The organism is Roseobacter sp. OBYS 0001 (genome assembly GCF_019654895.1).
GTDB lineage: Bacteria > Pseudomonadota > Alphaproteobacteria > Rhodobacterales > Rhodobacteraceae > Roseobacter > Roseobacter litoralis.
The window spans coordinates 553,755-574,682 of the sequence record NZ_BPES01000001.1 but is presented as its reverse complement, the minus strand read 5'-3'; the positions used below and the strand labels follow the sequence as shown (position 1 = coordinate 574,682).

General features: G+C 59.1%; 14 protein-coding genes. 4 read left to right on the top strand and 10 right to left on the bottom strand.

Annotated features, from left to right (window positions below; all coding sequences use genetic code 11):
• Positions 1-6: 6 nt before the first annotated feature.
• The 4 genes from K5Q35_RS02750 to K5Q35_RS02735 are packed head-to-tail and all read left to right on the top strand — an operon-like array spanning position 7 to position 4,278.
• On the top strand, positions 7-912 hold the full coding sequence (locus K5Q35_RS02750) for a 2-dehydro-3-deoxygalactonokinase (RefSeq protein WP_220798354.1): 906 nt from the start codon (positions 7-9) through the stop codon (positions 910-912).
• Complete coding sequence (locus tag K5Q35_RS02745) at positions 909-1,514, top strand: 2-dehydro-3-deoxy-6-phosphogalactonate aldolase (protein WP_013961502.1); 606 nt, start codon at positions 909-911, stop codon at positions 1,512-1,514. Before K5Q35_RS02750 ends, K5Q35_RS02745 begins: the two co-directional genes overlap by 4 nt.
• Positions 1,511-2,371, top strand: coding sequence for an SMP-30/gluconolactonase/LRE family protein (locus K5Q35_RS02740; RefSeq protein WP_220798353.1), 861 nt, complete (start codon positions 1,511-1,513; stop codon positions 2,369-2,371). Before K5Q35_RS02745 ends, K5Q35_RS02740 begins: the two co-directional genes overlap by 4 nt.
• Positions 2,368-4,278: a beta-galactosidase gene (locus tag K5Q35_RS02735; RefSeq protein ID WP_220798352.1), complete on the top strand. Its 1,911-nt coding sequence runs from the start codon at positions 2,368-2,370 to the stop codon at positions 4,276-4,278. Before K5Q35_RS02740 ends, K5Q35_RS02735 begins: the two co-directional genes overlap by 4 nt.
• Before the next feature lie 15 nt (positions 4,279-4,293).
• Here K5Q35_RS02735 and K5Q35_RS02730 read toward each other — a convergent pair whose 3' ends face one another.
• The 10 genes from K5Q35_RS02730 to edd form a co-directional block, all read right to left on the bottom strand.
• Complete coding sequence (locus K5Q35_RS02730; protein WP_013961499.1) at positions 4,294-5,925, bottom strand: alpha-D-glucose phosphate-specific phosphoglucomutase; 1,632 nt, start codon at positions 5,923-5,925, stop codon at positions 4,294-4,296.
• Entirely contained in the window at positions 5,922-7,922 is a 2,001-nt protein-coding gene (gene malQ / locus K5Q35_RS02725; protein ID WP_220798351.1) for a 4-alpha-glucanotransferase, read from the bottom strand. Before malQ ends, K5Q35_RS02730 begins: the two co-directional genes overlap by 4 nt.
• Positions 7,912-10,008, bottom strand: a complete 2,097-nt coding sequence (gene glgX, locus K5Q35_RS02720) for a glycogen debranching protein GlgX (protein ID WP_220798350.1) — start codon at positions 10,006-10,008, stop codon at positions 7,912-7,914. The genes malQ and glgX overlap by 11 nt, the downstream gene beginning before the upstream one ends.
• 9 nt (positions 10,009-10,017) lie before the next feature.
• Complete coding sequence (glgA, locus tag K5Q35_RS02715) at positions 10,018-11,457, bottom strand: glycogen synthase GlgA (protein WP_220798349.1); 1,440 nt, start codon at positions 11,455-11,457, stop codon at positions 10,018-10,020.
• Between the two features lies 1 nt (position 11,458).
• Positions 11,459-12,718, bottom strand: coding sequence for a glucose-1-phosphate adenylyltransferase (glgC, locus tag K5Q35_RS02710; RefSeq protein WP_220798348.1), 1,260 nt, complete (start codon positions 12,716-12,718; stop codon positions 11,459-11,461).
• Positions 12,719-12,763: 45 nt separating this feature from the next.
• Positions 12,764-14,959: a 1,4-alpha-glucan branching protein GlgB gene (gene glgB / locus K5Q35_RS02705; RefSeq protein WP_220798347.1), complete on the bottom strand. Its 2,196-nt coding sequence runs from the start codon at positions 14,957-14,959 to the stop codon at positions 12,764-12,766.
• 13 nt (positions 14,960-14,972) lie between these two features.
• Positions 14,973-17,405: a glycogen/starch/alpha-glucan phosphorylase gene (locus K5Q35_RS02700; RefSeq protein WP_374758568.1), complete on the bottom strand. Its 2,433-nt coding sequence runs from the start codon at positions 17,403-17,405 to the stop codon at positions 14,973-14,975.
• 82 nt (positions 17,406-17,487) lie between these two features.
• Positions 17,488-18,420: a carbohydrate kinase gene (locus K5Q35_RS02695; protein ID WP_220798346.1), complete on the bottom strand. Its 933-nt coding sequence runs from the start codon at positions 18,418-18,420 to the stop codon at positions 17,488-17,490.
• A 36-nt stretch (positions 18,421-18,456) separates the two neighbouring features.
• Entirely contained in the window at positions 18,457-19,098 is a 642-nt protein-coding gene (eda, locus tag K5Q35_RS02690; protein WP_220798345.1) for a bifunctional 4-hydroxy-2-oxoglutarate aldolase/2-dehydro-3-deoxy-phosphogluconate aldolase, read from the bottom strand.
• Between the two features lie 15 nt (positions 19,099-19,113).
• On the bottom strand, positions 19,114-20,919 hold the full coding sequence (gene edd, locus K5Q35_RS02685; RefSeq protein ID WP_220798344.1) for a phosphogluconate dehydratase: 1,806 nt from the start codon (positions 20,917-20,919) through the stop codon (positions 19,114-19,116).
• Between the last annotated feature and the right edge of the window lie 9 nt (positions 20,920-20,928).

The window sequence follows — 20,928 nt, the reverse complement described above, 5'->3', positions numbered from 1 at the left end:
TGCACAATGAGCGGGACATGCACACCAGAGTGGATCGCCCTGGATTGGGGCACGTCGAACCTGCGCGCCTTTGCGATGCAGGGGGCTACGGTTCTGGCGCGCGCAGCTTCGGATGCCGGGATGAGCAAGCTCGAACCGACAGGCTTTGAACCGGCGCTGCGCACACTGATCGACCCTTGGATACATGATGGCTTGGGTGCCATCATCGCCTGTGGCATGGTGGGGTCGCGGCAAGGCTGGGCAGAAGCCCCCTACCGCGCGGTGCCTTGCGCGCCCATTGCCGACGGGCTGACGCAAATCACGATGCACACCGGTCAGCGCGTTCATATCGTATCAGGCCTGTCCCAAAACGCGCCCCCTGACGTGATGCGCGGTGAAGAAACGCAAATCGCAGGGTTTCTCAGCCTCAACCCGCAATGGGACGGCGTGTTGTGCATGCCGGGCACGCATACCAAATGGGTGCATCTGAGTGCCGGTGAAGTCGTGAGTTTTCAGACCTTTATGACGGGCGAAATCTTTGCTCTGCTCAGCGAGGTTTCAGTTTTGCGTCACTCGGTCGCGCCAGACACATGGGATGAGGCCGTGTTTCAGGACGCCGTCGCCGACAGCCTGAGCCGTCCCGAACGCGTGGCTGCCAAGCTCTTTGCGCTGCGGGCGGGTGATTTGCTGAGCCTGACCGCGCCGGACAACGCCCGTGCGACATTGTCAGGATATCTGATCGGCATGGAAATCGCCGCCACACGCCCTTATTGGCTGGGACAAAATCTGGCAATTCTGGGCATGAACCCGCAGGCGCACGCCTATCAGACAGCGCTGAGCGCACAGGGCGTGCCCGCAACCATGGTCGATGCGGAACGTGCCACTCTGGCCGGGTTAACGGCCGCCCACCGACAACTGAAAGCCTGCACATGACCTTGCCTCTTATTGCCATTCTGCGCGGTGTGACCCCCGATGAGGTTTGCAGCGTCGCCCATGCCTTAGTCGATGTCGGGATCACACAGATCGAAGTGCCCCTGAACTCGCCCGACCCGTTGGAAAGCATCACCCGTCTGGCGCGGGAATTGAGCGATGCCGCGTTGATAGGTGCCGGCACTGTTTTGGACACCGAACACGTCGCGGCGGTGGCAGATGCAGGGGGCAAACTGATTGTATCGCCCAATTGTGACCCCGATGTGATCAGAGCCACCAAAGCACGGGACATGCAAAGCTGGCCCGGCATATTCACCCCCACCGAAGCCTTTTCAGCGCTCAAGGCTGGGGCTGATGGGCTGAAACTCTTTCCCGGTGCGATGGCCGGCCCGTCGGGGTTGGCCGCCATGCGTGCAATTCTGCCTGCGGGAACCCTCGTTTATGCTGTCGGTGGAGCGGGTCCTGAAAACTTTCAAACCTGGATCGACGCGAGCGCGGATGGGTTCGGACTGGGGTCTGCCCTGTTCAAGCCCGGTATGAGCGCGCAACAGGTTGCAGAAAACGCCCGTGGCATCGTCTCCGCCTATCGGGAAGCCGTTGCATGACGGCGCAGGTCCATGATGCCCGCGTCTGCACGCTCGGCGAAGGGGCACTCTGGCATCCACAGCGCCGTCAGTTGTTTTGGTTTGATATTCTGGAAAACGCGCTTCTGAGCAGGGACGAAACTGGCCTGCGGCACTGGCTCTTTGACGAAACCGTGTCAGCGGCTGGTTGGGTAGATGACAGGACGCTTCTTGTCGCCTCTGCTACGGGTTTGTGGCAGTTTGATCTGCGCACGCAACAGCGCCGCCTGATCGCCCCCCTTGAACAGGACCGCACGGAGACGCGACCCAACGACGGGCGCGCTGACCCATGGGGAGGGTTCTGGATCAGCACCATGGGGCGTGATGCACAATATGAAGCCGGCGCAATCTATCGGTATTTCAAAGGATCGCTGCGCAGGCTGTTCGGCCAGATCACAATCCCGAATGCGATCTGTTTCGCGCCTGACAAAAGCTGCGCCTATTTCACCGATACCGCGACGCAGAAGGTGATGAGAACGCAGCTGGATAGCGATGGCTGGCCGCAAGGTGAGGTATCTGTGTTTCTTGACCTGACGCAGGACGGGCTGAACCCGGACGGTGCGCAGATGGATGCAGCGTGCCATATTTGGATTGCCATGTGGGGGGCTGGCAAAGTGATGTGTTTCAACGCGCAGGGACAGCTTGAACGCAGCATTTCACTGCCAGCGCAAAACGTGACCTGCCCGGCCTTCGGCGGAGATAACATGGATACTCTCTTTGTCACCTCATCGGCCAATGGCCTGCCTGAGACATCAGATGGAAAGGCGACCCAGCATGGTATGACTTTTGCCATAAAAGGGGTCGGCGCAGGCCTGCCGGAACCGCAGGTCATATTATGAGCGCGCCGCTGAAACGCGCCCTTGGCGTCTGCTATTACCCTGAACACTGGCCCGAAGACATGTGGGCCAAAGACGCCGCACGCATGGTATCGGCAGGCATCACATGGGTCCGCATAGGCGAATTCGCATGGAGCCGGATGGAACCGGAGCCGGGGCGTTTCACCTTTGACTGGCTGGACCGGGCGATTGATGTTTTGGCCAGTGCTGGCCTGAAAATCGTGTTGGGCACACCGACCTGTACCCCGCCACGCTGGATGCTGGATCGGTTTCCGGACATGCTGGCCGTCGATGCACTGGGGCGAACGCGCAATTTCGGCTCACGGCGGCACTATTGCTTTAGCCATGCAGGCTATCGCAAAGCCTCCGCCGCGATTGCTGATGTTTTGGGACGAAGATACGGACAAGATCCGCACATTCACGCATGGCAGTTGGATAACGAATACGGCTGCCACGACACCGTTCTGTCCTATTCGGAGGCCGCGCGCCTCGCCTTTCAGGATTGGCTCGCCACGCGCTATGGTACGATCGACGCGCTGAATACCGCTTGGGGCAATGTGTTCTGGTCGATGGAATACGAAAGTTTTGCGCAGGTGAATTTGCCCAACCTGACGGTCACAGAACCCAACCCAAGCCACGCGCTGGCCTTTCGCCGTTTCAGTTCCGATCAGGTGGTTGCCTATCACATGGCACAGGTCGACGCCCTGCGCGCCCATACCGATGCGCCGCTGATCCACAACTACATGGGCCGGGTGCTGGATTTTGACCATTTCGAGGTTGGACGCTCGATTGAAATCGCAAGTTGGGACAGCTATCCGATCGGGTTTCTCTCTGACCGGCTGGAGGCGACGCCGGCGCATAAATCCCGCTATTTGCAGCAGGGTGATCCGGATATGCAGGCCTTTCACCACGACCTGTACCGGGCGGTCGGCAAGGACGGCCGCTGGTGGGTGATGGAGCAGCAGCCGGGGCCCGTCAACTGGGCACCGCACAACCCTGCCCCGCTGCCCGGCATGGTCCGGCTCTGGACGTGGGAGGCCTTTGCCCATGGGGCAGAAGTGGTCAGTTATTTTCGATGGCGACAAGCCCCGTTTGCGCAGGAACAGATGCACTCTGGATTGCTGCGGCCTGACGATGCGGCCGCCCCCGGGCTGGCCGAGGCAGAAGCCGTCGCAACAGAAATCAGCGCAATGCCTGAGGTATCTGTGCAGCAAGCGCAGGTCGCTCTGATCTTTGATTATCCATCAGAATGGGCGTGGGCCACGCTGCCACAAGGCGCCGGGTTCACATATTTTGGACTGATGCTCAATGCCTATCGTGCGCTGCGCAAGCGCGGGTTGTCGGTCGATATCCTGCCGTCCACCACATCTGATCTGTCCGGGTACAGGCTGGTGCTGGTGCCTGGCCTCGCCACACTGCCCGACAGTCTGCGCCATGCCCTTGGCCAGGCGACCGCCATTGTTGGGCCACGCAGCAATTGCGTCACAGAAGAGCTGACGATACCGACCCCAATGGGCCCCGGTCTGCCGGGTCTGGATGTGACCGTGACGCGGGTGGAAAGCCTGCCACCTGGCGCGCACCGCACCGTTCCGGGGATCGGTGTTATGCAGCATTGGGTTGAGACCTTGGAGGGGTCTGCGCAGGTAACCCTGCAGGATGCGGATGGGGCCGCATTGGTGGTCTCAAGCGGGGCGCTTTCGTATCTGGGCGGTTGGCCGGATGCAGCGCTCTGGGATCATCTGATCGCCGATGCCGCCGCCCGCTGCGGGATAGAAACACGGCAAATGCCCAAAGGCCTGCGCTGCCGAGAGACCAAAACGCACCGTTTCTATTTCAACTACGGCGATGCACCCTGTGAGTTTGATGGCCTGACCCTGCCCGCCGCTGGTGTGGCTTGGGTTGCGATTTAGCACGCGGCAGTGACTTCATGTGCGCACGTTCGGTTCCGTGCGGCCAATGTGGGAGTGCATGGCGGTCATTTCGATAACTGCCGCGCGTACAGATGCCAATGCGGCCTCGGCCGTCAACGAATGATCAGCCTCTGGCCCCGCATATTGCTCCAGATAGACACGCAGCGTTGCGCCTTCCGTGCCCGTCCCGGACAGCCGCAAAACAGCGCGTGCGCCACCGCCAAAGCTGATCCGCAATCCCTGATTGTGACTGACCGAACCATCCACCGGGTCATGATAGGAAAAACTATCTGCAGTGGTAACCGTCAATCCTGACCAGACCGTGCCGGGCAAAGCGTCAAACTTCGCCTCCAGCTGGGCCATCAGGGCATTGGCCGCCTCTGTCGGCACAGCCTCATAGTCATGGCGTGAATAATAGTTCCGACCGTATTCTGCCCAATGGTCCTTAAGAATATCCGCCACGGATTGCTGACGCACCGCGAGAATGTTCAGCCAAAGCAAGACCGCCCACAGTCCGTCCTTTTCACGCACATGATCTGAGCCTGTACCGGCGCTCTCTTCACCGCAGAGCGTGACCTTGCCCGCGTCCAGCAGATTGCCAAAGAACTTCCAACCCGTCGGTGTCTCAAAGCTGTTGATACCCAGCTTTTCAGCGACGCGGTCACTTGCAGCACTTGTGGGCATGGAGCGCGCCACGCCCGCAAGCCCCGCTGCATAAGCAGGTGCCAGATGCGCATTGGCCGCCAGAACGGCGAGACTATCGGAGGGCGTCACATAGGTGCCACGCCCGACAATCATGTTGCGGTCCCCGTCCCCGTCAGAGGCCGCACCGAAATCGGGGGCGGCAGGCGACATCATCTCATCCATCAGCACTTTGGCCCAGACAGGGTTCGGGTCGGGGTGACCACCGCCAAAATCCTCGCTGGGGACCGCATTGATCACCGATCCGGCCGCCGCGCCAAGCTGGTCTTCCAGAATAGCCTTTGCATAGGGTCCGGTGACGGCGTGCATCGCATCAAACCGCATTGTAAACCCACCCGAAAACAGCCCTTTGATCTTGTCAAAATCGAACAGGTCTTCCATCAGGGCAGCATAATCAGAGACCGGATCAATGATCTCAATCCGCATCTCGCCGATTTGGTACTGGCCAATCTGGTCCAACGCGATATCCGGCGCATCCGATATTCTGTATTCGGTGATCTTGAGCGTTTCATCGAACATGCTGGCGGTCACGGATTCAGGTGCCGGGCCGCCATTGGCAACATTGTATTTGATGCCGAAATCCTCATCGATACCGCCGGGATTATGGCTGGCCGACAGGATCAGCCCGCCGTCGGTTTTGCGTTTGCGGATCAGATGAGAGACAGCAGGCGTCGACAGTAAGCCGCCCTGCCCGACAATCGCCAGCGCCGCGCCATTGGCCGCGGCCATCTTCAGGATGATCTGGATCGCCTTGTCATTATAGAACCGACCATCGCCGCCGATGACCAGTGATTTGCCCGCGACCCCACCGATTGCATTGAAGGTGGATTGCACAAAACACTCCAGATAGCCCGGTTCCATGAATACCCGGGTCTTCTTGCGCAGCCCCGACGTGCCGGGTTTCTGACCCTCAAAAGGGCCTTTTTGTATGCTCGACAGGGTCATCCATCTTCCTTTCGGTCTGCTATGTTTCGTCCCGCACGGGCCATGATCATGCCCGTGGCCTTCAACGCTTTATTCTTGGCGAGTGCTGCACCGCTCACCGGGTACCGCCGCCGCCAGTTCGGGTGCGCGTCAATCGTGCCCGGCAGATTCTGAGCCTCTGTCAAAGATAAAACATCGTCAAGCTGCACTGCCACCAAAGCTGCAGGCGATGCAGCCAAGTCCGCATGCACCTTGTCTCGCACAGCCGCCGTCACATCTTTAGGCAGGCGTTCAGGTGCGGGTATCGCCGACAATTGCCGCTTTTCCTTTGACCGGGAACGCCGCGCACGCGCTGCCGCGCCTTCATCAATCCAGCCAAGACGGTGCCACCAGTCAATATCACGCCCCTGCCAGAAACCCGACAGCGTCGGTGTGTCATGCGTGCCAAAGCAAGCAAGAGACTGCGCGCGCAAACGATCCGGTGGCAAAAGCACGCCTTTTGCGTCTTTTTCATATTGCAGCACGGAATAGCCATAAAAGCCATGCCCCGCCATCTCAGCACGAAATCCATCGGGCACAAGGCCGAGGTCTTCGCCGACAATCACCGTGCCGGCACGCTGCGCCTCGATCGCGATCAGTGCGACCAGTGTCTTCAGCGGCTGACGCATATAGGCACCGGGGCTGCCATCCTGCGGTATCCAGAAACTGCGGCTCAGCCCCAAGGCGTGGTCTATCCGCATAAGGCCTGCGTGTTTCATGTTTTTCGCAAGGATAGCGCGCAGGGCGGCATAGCGCGTCGCCTTGAGCTTGACCGGAGAAAGCGCCGCGAGCTGCCAGTTCTGTCCCGCCGGGCTGAGGTGATCAGGCGGCGCACCAAGGGATACGCCCTCGGCGGTGGCCGTCTCTGTGCCCCAGGTTTCCGCGCCACCGACGCGCGCACCCACAGCCAGATCAAGGTATAGCCCCAACGCCATCCCCGCAGCACGCGCCGTCTGTTGTGCCACATCAAGCTGTGTATCAGCGCGCCATTGCAGCCATTTGTGAAACATCAAATCCACGTTTGATGTCTCGTGCAGTGCATTTTTCGGGTCATGCAAAGCCTGCGGCCAGTCGCGCCAATCGGGCCCATGTTTCTGGCTGACCTGTTCGAAAACTGCAAACTCGACCAGTCGCGCCCCTTCGACATCGCAAAACGCATCGAACGCTTTGCTTTCCGGCACCGTGGCGTAGCCCAGAAACGCTTCGAACTCACGTTGCAAAGCAGGCCGCTGAAGCCGGCGATGCTGCGCATAATCCAGCAGATCACCAACTGGGGTTTCAGCCGGGTTTGGCGTCAAAGGCGCGATATGGTCGGTGTTGAGAAAGCCGCGATGTGTGGGGGAATACGGGCTGATCGTGTCCCCCGCCGCCATCCCGAGCGCATGTACCGGGTTGATACCAAGAAACCCCGCGCCACATCGGCCAAAGATCGCGGCAGCCTCGGACAGGTCCGCAAAACTACCGATGTGTTGTCCGCTGCGTGACCCAAGCCCGTATAATGCTGCCATCACCCCCCAGCAGCGTTTCGTTTGGGCGATCTGCTGCAGTGACGGGGCTTGTGCAGGTGCCGCGATCAGGCAGGCTTCCTGCGGACCATTTGCGCCGTTAAGCACAAGAGCATGCACCCCCATCGGCAAAGCGGGCAGTGAAATATGCGTCTCGCTCCGTCCTTCTGCCAGAACCTGATGCGACCCTTCGGCCAAAACCGACCACGCGACCGGACGGGTACACACGATGTGTTGCGGGTGATCACAGGCTACGACGATCTCATCCTGCACGTAGGCTGCGTCCTTTTCAGCGCGCAGAGCCTCAAGTGTTTCGCGAACTTCTGCCGGTGTTTGCGCGCTATATCCATTGGCGCGTATCAGAGCAGCTTGCGTTTCCGGCGAGGTCACATGAGTGACGCCCTGCATGTCGTTAAACTCGGCGAAAACACCCACTTCCGCAGCGAGCTGGGACAAATACAGATCAGCGTTCATGCGCGTCATCCACAGGCGCGAGCGTCAGGGCGACAACTTCTTCGGCCTCGACCACGAATTCCGCTTCGACTTTGGCGACGCTGGATGCGGCCCCGGTTCGAAGCCCGACCTTCCAGCCCTGCGCGTCTGGCGTGTCTGGCAGCCTGAGTTTCACAGCCTCAGGCGCGCGGTTTATGATCACCAGCACCGCATCATCATGGACCGTATTAACCACCGCATCCGCGGACCCGCGCAACATTAGACAAAACGTCGATAACCCCGGATCATGCCAGTCAGGGGCAGCGCCCGAGACATCAAACCACGCCACATCGGGCAGCCCATCGCTGACACGCATTGCCCCGTGCAGAAACCGCGTCTGGCGCAGCACCGGATGGGCGGCCCTGAACGCGGAAAGCTCTTTGACAAAGTGGGCAAGGCCGGATTGATCTGCCTGCCAGTCGACCCATCCGATGGCATTATCCTGACAATAGGCATTGTTGTTGCCCGCCTGCCCATTGCCCATTTCATCGCCCGCAAGCAGCATCGGGGTGCCTTGTGACAAAAACATCGTGGCAAGCATGTTGCGTTGCCGTCTCGCGCGTCTGGCCAGAATATCCGGGTCAGATGTGGGCCCTTCCACGCCACAAGGGTCCGAATGATTGGTATGATGTCCGTCTCGGTTTCCCTCGCGGTTTGCCTGATTGTGCCGCTTGGCATAACTCGTTGTATCCGCCAGCGTGAACCCGTCATGCGCTGCGATGAAGTTCACCGACGACCACGCACGCCGCCCACGGTGATCAAACACTTCAGCAGAGCCCAGCAACCGCGCGGCAAGGTCCTGCGCGCTGTGGCTGTCGCCTTTCCAGAAGCGGCGAACCGTATCACGATACGCGTCGTTCCATTCGGCAAATTCGGGCGGGTATGCCCCCAACTGGTATCCGCCGGGTCCGATATCCCAAGGTTCCGCGATCAGTTTGACCCCGGCCAGCACAGGGTCCTGACGCAGCGCATCCATGAACCCACCCTGCGGGTCAAACCCATCCGCTTCGCGTGCCAGCGTTGTTGCCAGATCGAAACGAAACCCGTCGACGCCCATGTGCTCGACCCAGAAGCGCAGGCTGTCGAGCACCATGCGCAGCACCTGAGGGTGCGCGACATTCAGCGTGTTGCCCGTACCCGTGTCATTCACGTAATATCGAGCGTCCTCATCGGTCAGCCGATAGTAGGAGGCATTATCGAGACCTCGAAAACTCAGCGTCGGGCCGCGCTGATCGCCCTCGGCCGTATGGTTGTAGACCACATCCAGAATGACCTCGATCCCGGCAGAATGCAGCCGTCGCACCATCCGCTGAAAACCTGCGATCCCTTCGGGGCCAAAATATCGCGGCTCGGGTGCGAAAAAGCCAATTGTATTGTAACCCCAGTAGTTTGTGAGACTTTTCTCAAGTAGAAAACTATCGTTCAGAAAGGCATGTACCGGCAGAAGTTCAAGCGCTGTGACGCCTAGCTGCTCGAAGTGGTCCAGCATTTCATCACTGGCCAGCGCTTCGTATGTGCCGCGGGTAGCAGCGGAAATGCGGTCGTTTTGTGCCGTCAGACCTTTGACATGCGCTTCGTAGATCAACGTGTCTTCCCAAGGCGTCTGTGGCTGATCGGTAATTTTCGCAAAAAGCGCGGGGTCGCTGACAATCGACTTGGCAACATAGGGCGCGGAATCGCGCGGATCAAAAGACAGATCTTCCGCGGCGTCCCCTTCGACATAGCCAAGCATCGCAGGATTATCGGCAAACGCGCCGCACAGCTGCCGGGTATAGGGATCCAACAAGAGTTTATTGGGGTTAAACCGGTGCCCCTGCTCGGGCTCATAGACCCCATGGGCGCGGTATCCGTAGACAGTACCAAGCGGCAGTCCCTGCAGATAACCGTGCCAGATATCGCCACTGCGTTCCGGCAAAGGCAGGCGCGCGACCTGCGTGCGTCCGTCTGGCGAAAACAAACACAGATCAATCTGACTGGCATGCGCCGAAAACACGGCAAAATTCACGCCACGCCCATCATGATGCGCGCCCATGCGCAGCGGGCTCCCGGATGTGATCTGATATTCCATGAGGTTGGGTTATCCGCCCAGAAGGCTGTCGTAAACCTCAAGATAGGCTTTGGAGGAAGTCTCCCAGCCGACGGGGTGGCGCATTGCGCGTCGCATCATCCCGGACCAGATTTTCGGCTGCTCGAAAAGATCGCAACAGTGGTCGATGGCATGGGACAGCGCGGACGGTGTCACCGGCGCAAATTGCACACCCGTCGCACAATTCGCAGCAAGAGCGGCTTCGTTTGCGTCGACGATGGTGTCGGCCAGCCCGCCGGTGCGCGCCACGACCGGCACTGTGCCATAGCGCAACCCGTAAAGCTGCGTGAGGCCACATGGTTCAAACCGCGACGGGATCAGGATCGCGTCACTGCCCCCCTGCATCAAATGGGACAAATCCTCGTCATATCCGATGATCACCCCAACAGCCCCCGGAAAGCGATGCGCGGCGGCGACAAAGCCCGCCTCAAGGTCGCGATCCCCACTGCCCAGCACCGCAAGCCGCGCGCCACGCGCCACAAGGCCGGGCAACACATCGAGAAGCACGTCGACGCCTTTCTGCGTGGTCAACCGGCTGATCACACAAAACAGCGGCGCGTACTCAGGCGGTGTCAGGCCGAACCGCTCAATCACCGCTTTGTGGCTTTGCTGCTTTGGTTTCAGACGCTTGACCGAATACGGGTTGGGCAACACCGGGTCAGTTTCCGGGTTCCAGACATCAAGGTCGATACCGTTCAGAATGCCGCTGACATCACGCGCCCGCGCGCTCAGCAACCCCTCAAGGCCCATGCCAAATTCCGGATGCATGATCTCGCGCGCGTAGGTGGGGCTGACGGTCGTAATCTTGTCGGCAAATGCAACGCCAGCTTTCAAGAACCCAAGGTTGCCGTAAAACTCGACCCCGTCCTGGGTATAAAGCGCATCATCCAGCCCGAGAGGTTCCATCAGATCGGCTGCACAAAGTCCTTGAAACGCGATGTTGTGGATCGTCAACACGCAGGGCGGCGTTGGCGCGTTCATCTGATGCAGATAGGCCGGGACCAGTCCCGCCTGCCAGTCATGCGCATGCACGATATCCGGCTGCCAGCCTGCGACGCCGTTTGCCGCAACTTCAGCGGCGACATAAGATAACGCCCCGAAACGAAGGGCATTATCGGGCCAATCCTCACCATCCGCATTCTGATAGATACTACCGCCCCGATCAAAAAGATGCGGCGCATCAAGGAGCAGCAAATCAAGTCCCTCCGCCACAAGGTGGATGAGACGCGCCTTGCCCCCGTGCAGGTCAGGCGTTTTCCACACCGTCTGGCCTTTGACTGACATTTTCTTCAAAGCCGGATAAAGCGGCAGCATCACGCGCGCCTCAACCCCCAGAGGCGCAAGCGCTTTGGGAACCGCGCCGATCACATCCGCCAGACCGCCCGTTTTGACAAACGGCGCACATTCCGACGCCACAAAAAGTACTTTCACGTTACATATCCAGCTTGTCGATCATCGGTTGCGTAATCAGGCAGACGCCACTTTCAGTGCGCCGAAACCGCTCTGCATCAAGGGCTGCGTCTTCACCCACGACCAGCCCTTGTGGAATGACCACACCGCGATCCACTACCACATTGGTCAGACGTGCATTGCGATTGATCACCGCATAGGGCATGCTCACCACCCCTTGCAGTTGCGAAAACGAATGCGTGCGCACGCCGGTGAAGAGCAAGCAGCGCTCAAGACTGGACCCAGAGATGATACACCCGCCAGAGACCATGGAAGACACCGCAGATCCCCTGCGCCCCTCTTCGTTATGGATGAATTTTGCCGGCGCGGTGAGTTCCGAATAGGTCCAAATCGGCCATTCGGTATCGTATAGGTCCAACGCCGGTTTGAAATCCGTCAGATCAAGGTTGGCCTGCCAGAAGGCATCAACCGTGCCAACATCACGCCAATAGGGGGCTTCCTCGTTTACCGTGAGAACGCATGAGCGACTGAAGGGGTGCGCGACGGCCTTTCCTGTTCGCACAATCAGCGGAATGATATCACTGCCGAAATCATGGGAATACCCCGGCGTTGCTGCACAATCTTCCATGATTTTGAAAAGGTATTCAGTTTCAAAGACATAGATCCCCATGCTGGCCAAAGCCTGGTCGGGATGTCCTGGCATCGCGGGCGGATCACTGGGTTTTTCGACGAAATCGAGAATGCGGTCTTCGGTGTCCACTTTCATCACGCCGAAACCGGTGGCTTCCATGCGCGGCACTTCGATACAGCCGACGGTGACATCGGCACCGCTGTCTACGTGATGGCGGATCATCTCCGCATAGTCTTGCTTGTAGATGTGATCGCCCGCCAGAATGATGATGTATTTCGGGCCGTACCCTTCGATGATGTCTTTGTTCTGGGCGACCGCATCGGCCGTGCCCTTGTACCAGTTTTCATCATTCATCTGTTGCGAGGCAGGCAGAATGTCGAGCGACTCGTTGCGTTCCGCGCGAAAGAAACTCCAGCCCCGTTGCAGGTGTCGGATCAGCGAATGCGCCTTGTATTGGGTTGCGACCCCGATCCGCCTGATTCCGGAATTCACGGCATTGGACAGGGGAAAATCGATGATCCTGCTCTTGCCACCGAAGTACATCGCAGGCTTGGCGCGCCGGTCCGTCAGCTCATAAAGGCGGCTGCCCCGCCCCCCGGCCAGAACAAAGGCCATGGTCTGTTGCGCCAATCGTTGCTCTTCTCTGTTCATCGTGTCGTCCTCCCCTAAAGTGTAATTGCCTCTTTGCGGGCGTCGTCAAATACCTTCCAACTGAAAAAACAGTGTCGTGAGCGGAGGCAGAACCACTTCGATCGAAAATGCCTTGCCGTCCGCCGCAATCTCTGCGCTATGCACTCCACCCAAATTGCCCAGACCGGTACCGCCATAGCAATCCGCATTGGTATTCAGCCGCTCCACCCACCGTCCGGCATTTGGGACGCCGAGACGATAATTCGATCGCGCAACCGGTGTGAAATTGCTCACCACCAGCATCGGTGCGACGCCATCCCCACCATGTCGAAGCCAGGCAAAGACTGACGCCTCAGCGTTATTTTCGTCAACCCATTCAAAGCCTTGTGGCGCGCAATCCAACGCGTAGAGCGCCGCGCTATTCCGGTAGAGCGCGTTCAGATCACGCACAAGATTTTGCATACCGCGGTGTTGCGGGTGGTCCAACAGATGCCAGTCAAGACTGCTGTCGTGGTTCCACTCGATGCCCTGTGCAAACTCGCAGCCCATAAACAGCAGCTTTTTGCCCGGATGCCCCCACATAAAGCCATAATAGGCGCGCAGGTTAGCGAATTTATCATCGCCCTGCCCCGGCATTTTGTCCAGCAAAGCGCCTTTGCCATGCACAACTTCATCATGGCTGAGCGGCAGGATGAAGTTTTCGGAAAAGGCATAGTGCAAGCCAAAGGTCATCTTGTCGTGGTGGTATTTTCGGTGGATCGGATCCTGCTGCATGTAACTCAGCGTATCGTTCATCCAGCCCATGTTCCACTTGAACCCAAAGCCGAGGCCCCCCGCGTCCACCGGCGCGCTCACGCCCGGGAACGCGGTGGATTCTTCGGCAATGGTCATGATCCCGGAAACCTCGCCGTAGGTTTCAGTGTTCACCTTTTGCAAAAATGAAATGGCTTCGTAGTTTTCGCGCCCGCCGTCCTTATTCGGAATCCATTCGCCGTCCTTGCGGGAATAGTCGCGATATAGCATCGAGGCGACGGCATCGACACGCAGGCCATCGACGTGATGTTCCTGCAGCCAATAAAGCGCGTTCGCCGCCAGATAGTTTGCGACTTCGGCACGCCCGTAATTGAAGACAAGCGTGTTCCAGTCGGGATGGAACCCTTCCTTGCGGTCCGCATGCTCATAAAGGGCTGTGCCGTCAAACTTGCCCAACCCATGCGCATCCTCGGGAAAATGCCCCGGCACCCAATCGAGGATCACGCCGATGTTTTCGCGATGACAGGCCGATATCAGCGCGCGGAACTCATCAACTGTGCCGTGCCGGATCGTCGGCGCGAAAAGACCAACCGGCTGATATCCCCACGAGCCATCAAAGGGAAACTCCGAGATCGGCATCAATTCGATATGAGTAAATCCCATATCCTTGACATAGGCGACCAGTTGCTCAGCCAGTTCGATATAGCTAAGCGGGCGATTTGCGTCTTCCGGCACACGCCGCCACGATCCAAGGTGCACTTCATAGATCGAAATAGGCTGGTTGATGCGCTGCAACTGCGCGCGCCGGGACATCCACGGGCTGTCGTCCCATGCATAACCGTCAATCTTGCGCACGACCGATCCGGTGCGCGGGGGGTGCTCTGACCCAAATCCGACGGGATCCGCCTTTTGCGGCAAAATTGATCCGTCTGCGGTCATGATTTCGTATTTGTAAATCTCACCATCGCTGATGCCCGGGATGAAGATCTCCCAGACACCGCTGGCACCGCGCTGGCGCATCACGGTGCGACGGCCATCCCAGACGTTGAACTCCCCAACCACCGACACACGGGCGGCATTTGGCGCCCAGACGGCGAAATGCGTGCCCGTAACCCCTTCATGAGTAATCACATGAGCACCCAGTGCAGTCCACAGTTGCCGATGTGATCCTTCGCCGAGGAGGTACTCATCCATATCGCCCATGACAGGACCAAAACGATACGGATCATCCATCTGCCACTGATGCGCGCCTTGTGTGACACGCAGGTGGTAGGCAAATCGTTTTTTGCGCCGCGCAGCAGTGCCGGCAAAAAGGCCCGGCGTTTCCGTGGGATCGAGTTTCACGATTGCACGCCCGGTCTTTGGGTCGATTGCCTCGACAGCATCCGCACCGGGCAGGAAAGCCCGCACGCAGAGCTTTCCCGAAACCTCATGCAGGCCAAGTATCGAAAACGGATTGCTGTGACGCCCCTCAGCAAGCTTTTCAGCGTCTGTTACTGAGATGTTCACAGCATTCTTTCCTTCAGGCGACGTTCTGATCAGCGTCGCGTTGTTCCAGCAGGCTATGGGCCTGCCAGATGTCCTTGGCGTAACCGCTGATGGTTCTGTCGGAGGAGAACCACCCCACGCGCGCCGTGTTCAACGCGGCCATCCGCGTCCAGTGGCGGCTGTCAGCAAAGGCCGTATCAACCTGCCGTTGCGCCGCGAAATAGGCGTCAAAATCACAGGTCACGAGGAAATAATCGTGATCATAAAGGCCATTCACAAGGTTCACGTAGCGATCTGTATCTCCACCGGAAAACAATCCTGATTTGATCTGATCCAGCACTTCGCTCAATCGGGGGCTCGCAGCAATTGCGGTGCGGGCATAGTCAGGCTCCGCCCGGCGCGCCGTGACCTCTGCCGCCGTCAGACCGAACAAAAAGAAATTCTCAGCCCCGACACAGTCGCGGATTTCCACATTCGCGCCATCGAGCGTGCCGATTGTGGGCGCGCCGTTCAGGGCAAATTTCATATTGCCTGTGCCAGACGCTTCCTTTCCGGCGGTCGAGATCTGTTCTGACAGGTCAGCCGCCGGGATCAGCATCTCGGCCATGGAGACATTGTAGTTTTCCGGATAGACAATTTGCAGAAATTCACGCGTGACCGGGTCTGCATTGATGACGCGTGCGGCATCATTGATCAGGTGAATGATCTCTTTTGCAACCACATACCCCGGTGCCGCCTTGCCGCCGAACAGCTTGACGCGCGGTGTCCAACCGCCATTTGGATTGGCTCGGATATCATTCCACAGGGCAACCGTTTCCAGCAGGTTCATCAACTGGCGCTTGTATTCATGGATGCGCTTGATCTGCACGTCAAACATGGCGGCGGGGTCGATGCTGACCCCATTGCGCGCCTTAAGCCAATTGGCCAATTGCACTTTGTTCGTGTCTTTGGCGGCCTGAAACCGTTCGAGGAAAGCACTGTCATCCACGTGCGGTGTCAAACCCGAAAGCTGATCCAGATTGTCCGGCCATGCGGTCCCGATCGTGTCGTTGATCAGCGTGCGCAGCGGTCTGTTGCAGGAATAAAGCCAGCGGCGCGGCGTTATTCCATTGGTCTGATTGATGATCCGCCCCGGATAGGCCGCGTTCAGGTCAGAAAACACCGTTTCCTTTACCAGCTCGGAATGCAGCGCGGACACACCATTGACGTGATGGGCCATGACGAACGCCAGCTCCCCCATTTTCACCTCGCCATGCTCAAAGATGCGCACAGTGTCCCCTGCCGTGGCGAAATGTGCCGCCTCGATCAGTTGGATGATGCGGTGATGGCGCGGCAGGACGCGCGCGAACAGGTCTTCGGGCCAGCGTTCCAGCGCTTCGGGCAGCAGCGTGTGGTTTGTGTAGGCGAGACAGGCGCGCGCGGTCGTGATGGCCTGCGACACTTCAAACTGGTGCTCATCAATCAACAGGCGCACAAGCTCAGGGCCCGCAATCGCCGGGTGCGTATCATTCAGCTGGATCGCGACGTGATCTGACAGATCCTTGAGCGCTCCACCCTCACTGAGGAAGCGGCGCAGCAAATCCTGCAGGGAGGCGGAGGTAAAGAAGTATTCCTGTTTCAGGCGCAGCTCTTTGCCAACGTCGGTGGTGTCATCCGGATAGAGCACCCGGCTGATCGTGCGTGCTAGTGCCTCGGGTGCGCTGGCGGCAATATAATCGCCGCGGTTAAAGCTCTCGAGATCGAAATTCGTGGTCGGTTTCGCCGCCCAAAGACGCAGCGTGTTTGCCCACCGCCCCTGCCAGCCGACCACGGGCGTGTCATAGGCCGAGGCCATGACCGTTTCGCCCGCGTGCCAGACGGTCTTGCCGTTCTCATCCGCCACATGGCCACCAAAATGAATGGGATAGGCGACTTCGGGACGCTCAAATTCCCAGACATGCGCCTGTGAAAGCCAAGTTTCGGCGGTTTCGATCTGCGCCCCGTCTTCAAAATGCTGTTCAAAAAGACCATGTTCGTAGCGGATACCATAGCCGTAGGCTGGTATCCCAAGGGTCGACAGCGAATCCATGAAACAGGCCGCCAAACGCCCCAGCCCGCCGTTGCCCAAGGCAGCGTCCGGCTCGTTTGCAACCACATCCCCATAGTGTTGACCAAGGGCTGTGATGGCGTCTTCGGCGATCTCTTCCAGCCCCAGATTGACAGCCACATCTTCAATCAGACGGCCAATCAAAAATTCCATCGACAGGTAATAGACGCGCTTGCCACGTGCCTCATAGGTCTTTCTGGTGCTGTCAAACCAAGGGTCCACCACATAATCACGCAAGCTCAGCGCCAGAGACATGCGCCAGTCATAGAGCGACGCATGATCAGGATCCTTGCCCAACGACAGTTTCAGGTGGCGCAGGATCGCCGCGCTAAAATCATCAACGGACGGGGCAGATATACTCGGTGTGGGCATCGCAATCATATACTCTCGTTTGTGGCGCGGACATGCGCACCTTAGCTCATTTCAACGGGCGTAACAGTTTTCAGGGCTCTGTTACCAGCTTTCATATATTCAGTTCCTGTGCCCAGGGCGGGTTTGCACCGGCCCGGGCGACGGTGACTGCTGCCACGCGCGCACCGAGTGCCAACGCGTTTTCCATGTCAGCGGGGCCAATGTCCTGCACGCGCGGTTTGCTCAGCAGACCGGCCATGGACAGATGCGCCAGAACACCGGAATTGAATGTATCGCCCGCACCGACCGTATCAACCACAACAGCCGTTTGTGCAGCGACGGTGACCACGCGACCATCCGCGAAATAGGCCGAGGCCCCCGCGCTGCCACGTGTGACGATGACGATGCGCGGCCCCTTTGCGGTCATGTCGATGGCCTTATCCTCTGGCGTGCCAGACCCCGGTACAATCCAGTCCAGATCCTCGTCCGACACCTTGAGGATATCGGCCACAGCGATCATGCGATCCAGCCGGGCGCGGTAGCGTGTTTCATCCCGGATAAAACCGGGCCGGATGTTCGGATCCAGCATGATGACCCGCTGCGCGCTGTCACGCAGGGCCAATGCCGCGTAGAACTCCGCGCAAGGCTCGCTGATCAGGCTGATCCCGCCAAAGTAAAGCGCGGTGACATCCGGTGATATCTGCGGCAATTGATCTGGCTGCAAGCCGCGGCCAGCGGAATTTTCATCATAAAATGTGTAGGTGGCCTGCCCCCCTGTCAGCCGCACGAAGGCCAGCGTGGTTGGCAAATCTGATCGCACCGCGTAATCGGCGTTCACATGGCTGGCGATGAGGTCCGATACCAGCTGTTCCCCGAATAGGTCCGTCGACAACCCGGTCAGAAAGCCGGTCGGAACACCAAGACGCCCCAGACCGATGGCGGTATTGAAAATCGCGCCACCTGAATGTGGGACAAACCCGTCCGCGCCCGCGCTGGTGGGCGTCGGGATCATGTCAATCAGCGCTTCGCCGCAGCACAGTATCATTCCGCTATTCCTATACTAACAACTGTCCAGAACGCCTTATTGGCCCAATGTGCTGGCCGCTTTCGCGAGGCCTTCAATGCTCGCCCAGTCGTTTTGCGCAACCAAATTTGCGGGCGCGACCCAACTGCCACCAGCACAAAGGACATTCGGCAACGTCAAATAACTTTCCGCATTTGCTGGGCTGACACCGCCCGTCGGGCAAAATGAAATCTGCGGCAAGGGCGCGCCGATGGCTTTGAGCGCGGGTGCGCCACCCGATGCCTCAGCCGGGAAAAACTTGAGCATGTCATAGCCCCGCGCCAACAGGCGCATCGCTTCGGTCGCCGTGGCAGCCCCTGCCAAAAGTGGTAGATCCAGCGCCTCACAGGCATCAATCAGGTCGTCCGTCGCCCCCGGCGAAACACCAAAGGTTGCCCCGGCCTCTTTCGCGGCGCGCACGTCATCCGGCGTGACAAGCGTACCTGCCCCAACCACACCGCCTTTGACCTGCGCCATTTCGGCGATCACCTCAAGGGCTGCGGGCGTTCTCAGCGTAACCTCAAGGGCAGGCAATCCGCCAGCGACCAGCGCTTCGGCCAATGGCCTCGCTTTGCTTGCATCCTCCACGACCAGAACGGGCACAATGGGTGCAAGGCTACAGATTTCGCGGGCGCGTCTGCTTGCTTCCTGAGGGGTCATCAACGTCTTCCTTTCTTAAAACAATGCGCAGGCACCGGTATCGGCTGAGCCCACCTGACGGCGGAAATTGGCGAATAGCTCGCGCCCCAGACCGAAGTAGTTACCCGACATATCAGCCTGCGCAACTGCGCGCTCCAACACGCCATCCGTCAGGATTTCAAGCACACCAGCAACCGCATCCACGCGCACAATGTCACCATCCTGCAATTTCGCAATTGCCCCGCCATCCAGCGCTTCGGGGCTGACATGGATGGCCGCAGGCACGGAGCCCGAGGCACCGGACATCCGCCCATCCGTGACGAGGGCCACGTTAAGCCCTTTGGCCTGAAGGTTTTTCAAGGCGGGCGTCAGGCTGTGTAATTCCGGCATCCCATTGGCTTTGGGGCCCTGAAAGCGCACGACAATAATGGTGTCTTGCGTGATTTCACCGGCCCGACAGGCGTTTTTGACCGAGTCCTGATCATGAAAGACGCGCACCGGCGCCTCAACGATCTGATGTTCTGGTTTGACCGCCGACGCCTTGATCACCGCGTTGCCCAAAGAGCCAGACAGCCGCTTGAGGCCCCCTGTCGCCTGAAACGGATCTGCTGCAGGGCGCACGATCTTCATGTTGAGGCTTTCTTCGGTCCCCTGTTCCCAGACGACCTCGCCCGCGATCAACTTTGGTTCCTGCGTGTAAAGCTCCAGCCCCCCGCCCGCGACGGTTTTTGTGTCCGCATGCAGCAGCCCCGCCCCAAGAAGTTCCCGGATCATATAGCCGAGACCACCCGCCGCGTGGAAATGGTTCACATCGGCCAGACCGTTCGGATAGACCCGCGCCAGCAGAGGCGTTACGTCCGAGATATCCGAGAAATCCTGCCAGTCCAGAATGATCCCTCCCGCACGGGCCATCGCAACAAGGTGGATCAGCAGATTGGTCGACCCACCGGTCGCGTTCAGCCCGACAATCCCGTTCACAAAGGCCTTTTCGGTCAGGATATCGCACACAGGTGTGTAGCTGTCGCCCAGATCAGAAATGGCCAAGGCACGTTTTGCCCCCGCTTTGGTCAGCGCGTCCCGCAGGCCGGTATTCGGCGTTACAAAACTGGTGCCGGGAAGGTGCAGCCCCATGAATTCCATCAGCATCTGGTTGGTGTTTGCGGTGCCGTAAAAGGTGCAGGTCCCCGGCCCATGGTAGGCGCCCATCTCGGCCTGCATCAATTCCGCGCGGCCCACTTCCCCGGCAGCGAACTTCTGGCGCACCATGCTTTTTTCGTCATTGGACAGACCCGAGGTCATGGGACCCGCGGGCAGAAAGAGCGTCGGCACATGGCCGAATGTTTGTGCTGCGATCACCAGCCCCGGCACGATTTTGTCACAAACGCCAAGATAGACGGCCGCATCAAATGTGTTGTGGCTCATCGCGACAGCAGTCGCCATGGCAATGACGTCGCGCGAAAACAGGCTGAGTTCCATGCCCGGTTCGCCTTGTGTCACCCCGTCACACATCGCCGGAACGCCGCCTGCGACCTGTGCCGTGCCGCCAGCTTCGCGCGCCGCTTCCCGGATCAGATCGGGGAAGCGTTCGAACGGCTGATGCGCGGACAGCATGTCGTTATACGTGGTGACAATGCCAAGATTGCCGGCACTCTGATGTGCCAGCTTGCCCTGATCCTCACCCGCACCCGCGTAGGCATGCGCCTGCCCGCTGCAGCTCAGATGTGCCCGCGCCGGACCCTTGACCCGCGCCGCGTTCATACGCTCCAGATAGTCGCCCCGCGGGCCCTGGCTGCGTTCGATTATACGCTGGGTAACGCGATCAATCGTATCGTTCAGTGACATTTCGCTTTC

Excerpts from the sequence above, each read along its gene's own strand:
- K5Q35_RS02750 (WP_220798354.1), top strand. The coding sequence starts at position 7 with ATGAGCGGGACATGCACACCAGAGTGGATCGCCCTGGATTGGGGCACG.
- K5Q35_RS02745 (WP_013961502.1), top strand. The coding sequence starts at position 909 with ATGACCTTGCCTCTTATTGCCATTCTGCGCGGTGTGACCCCCGATGAG.
- K5Q35_RS02740 (WP_220798353.1), top strand. The coding sequence starts at position 1,511 with ATGACGGCGCAGGTCCATGATGCCCGCGTCTGCACGCTCGGCGAAGGG.
- K5Q35_RS02735 (WP_220798352.1), top strand. The coding sequence starts at position 2,368 with ATGAGCGCGCCGCTGAAACGCGCCCTTGGCGTCTGCTATTACCCTGAA.
- K5Q35_RS02730 (WP_013961499.1), bottom strand. The coding sequence starts at position 5,925 with ATGACCCTGTCGAGCATACAAAAAGGCCCTTTTGAGGGTCAGAAACCC.
- malQ (WP_220798351.1), bottom strand. The coding sequence starts at position 7,922 with ATGAACGCTGATCTGTATTTGTCCCAGCTCGCTGCGGAAGTGGGTGTT.
- glgX (WP_220798350.1), bottom strand. The coding sequence starts at position 10,008 with ATGGAATATCAGATCACATCCGGGAGCCCGCTGCGCATGGGCGCGCAT.
- glgC (WP_220798348.1), bottom strand. The coding sequence starts at position 12,718 with ATGAACAGAGAAGAGCAACGATTGGCGCAACAGACCATGGCCTTTGTT.
- K5Q35_RS02700 (WP_374758568.1), bottom strand. The coding sequence starts at position 17,405 with ATGATTGCGATGCCCACACCGAGTATATCTGCCCCGTCCGTTGATGAT.
- K5Q35_RS02695 (WP_220798346.1), bottom strand. The coding sequence starts at position 18,420 with ATGATACTGTGCTGCGGCGAAGCGCTGATTGACATGATCCCGACGCCC.
- eda (WP_220798345.1), bottom strand. The coding sequence starts at position 19,098 with ATGACCCCTCAGGAAGCAAGCAGACGCGCCCGCGAAATCTGTAGCCTT.
- edd (WP_220798344.1), bottom strand. The coding sequence starts at position 20,919 with ATGTCACTGAACGATACGATTGATCGCGTTACCCAGCGTATAATCGAA.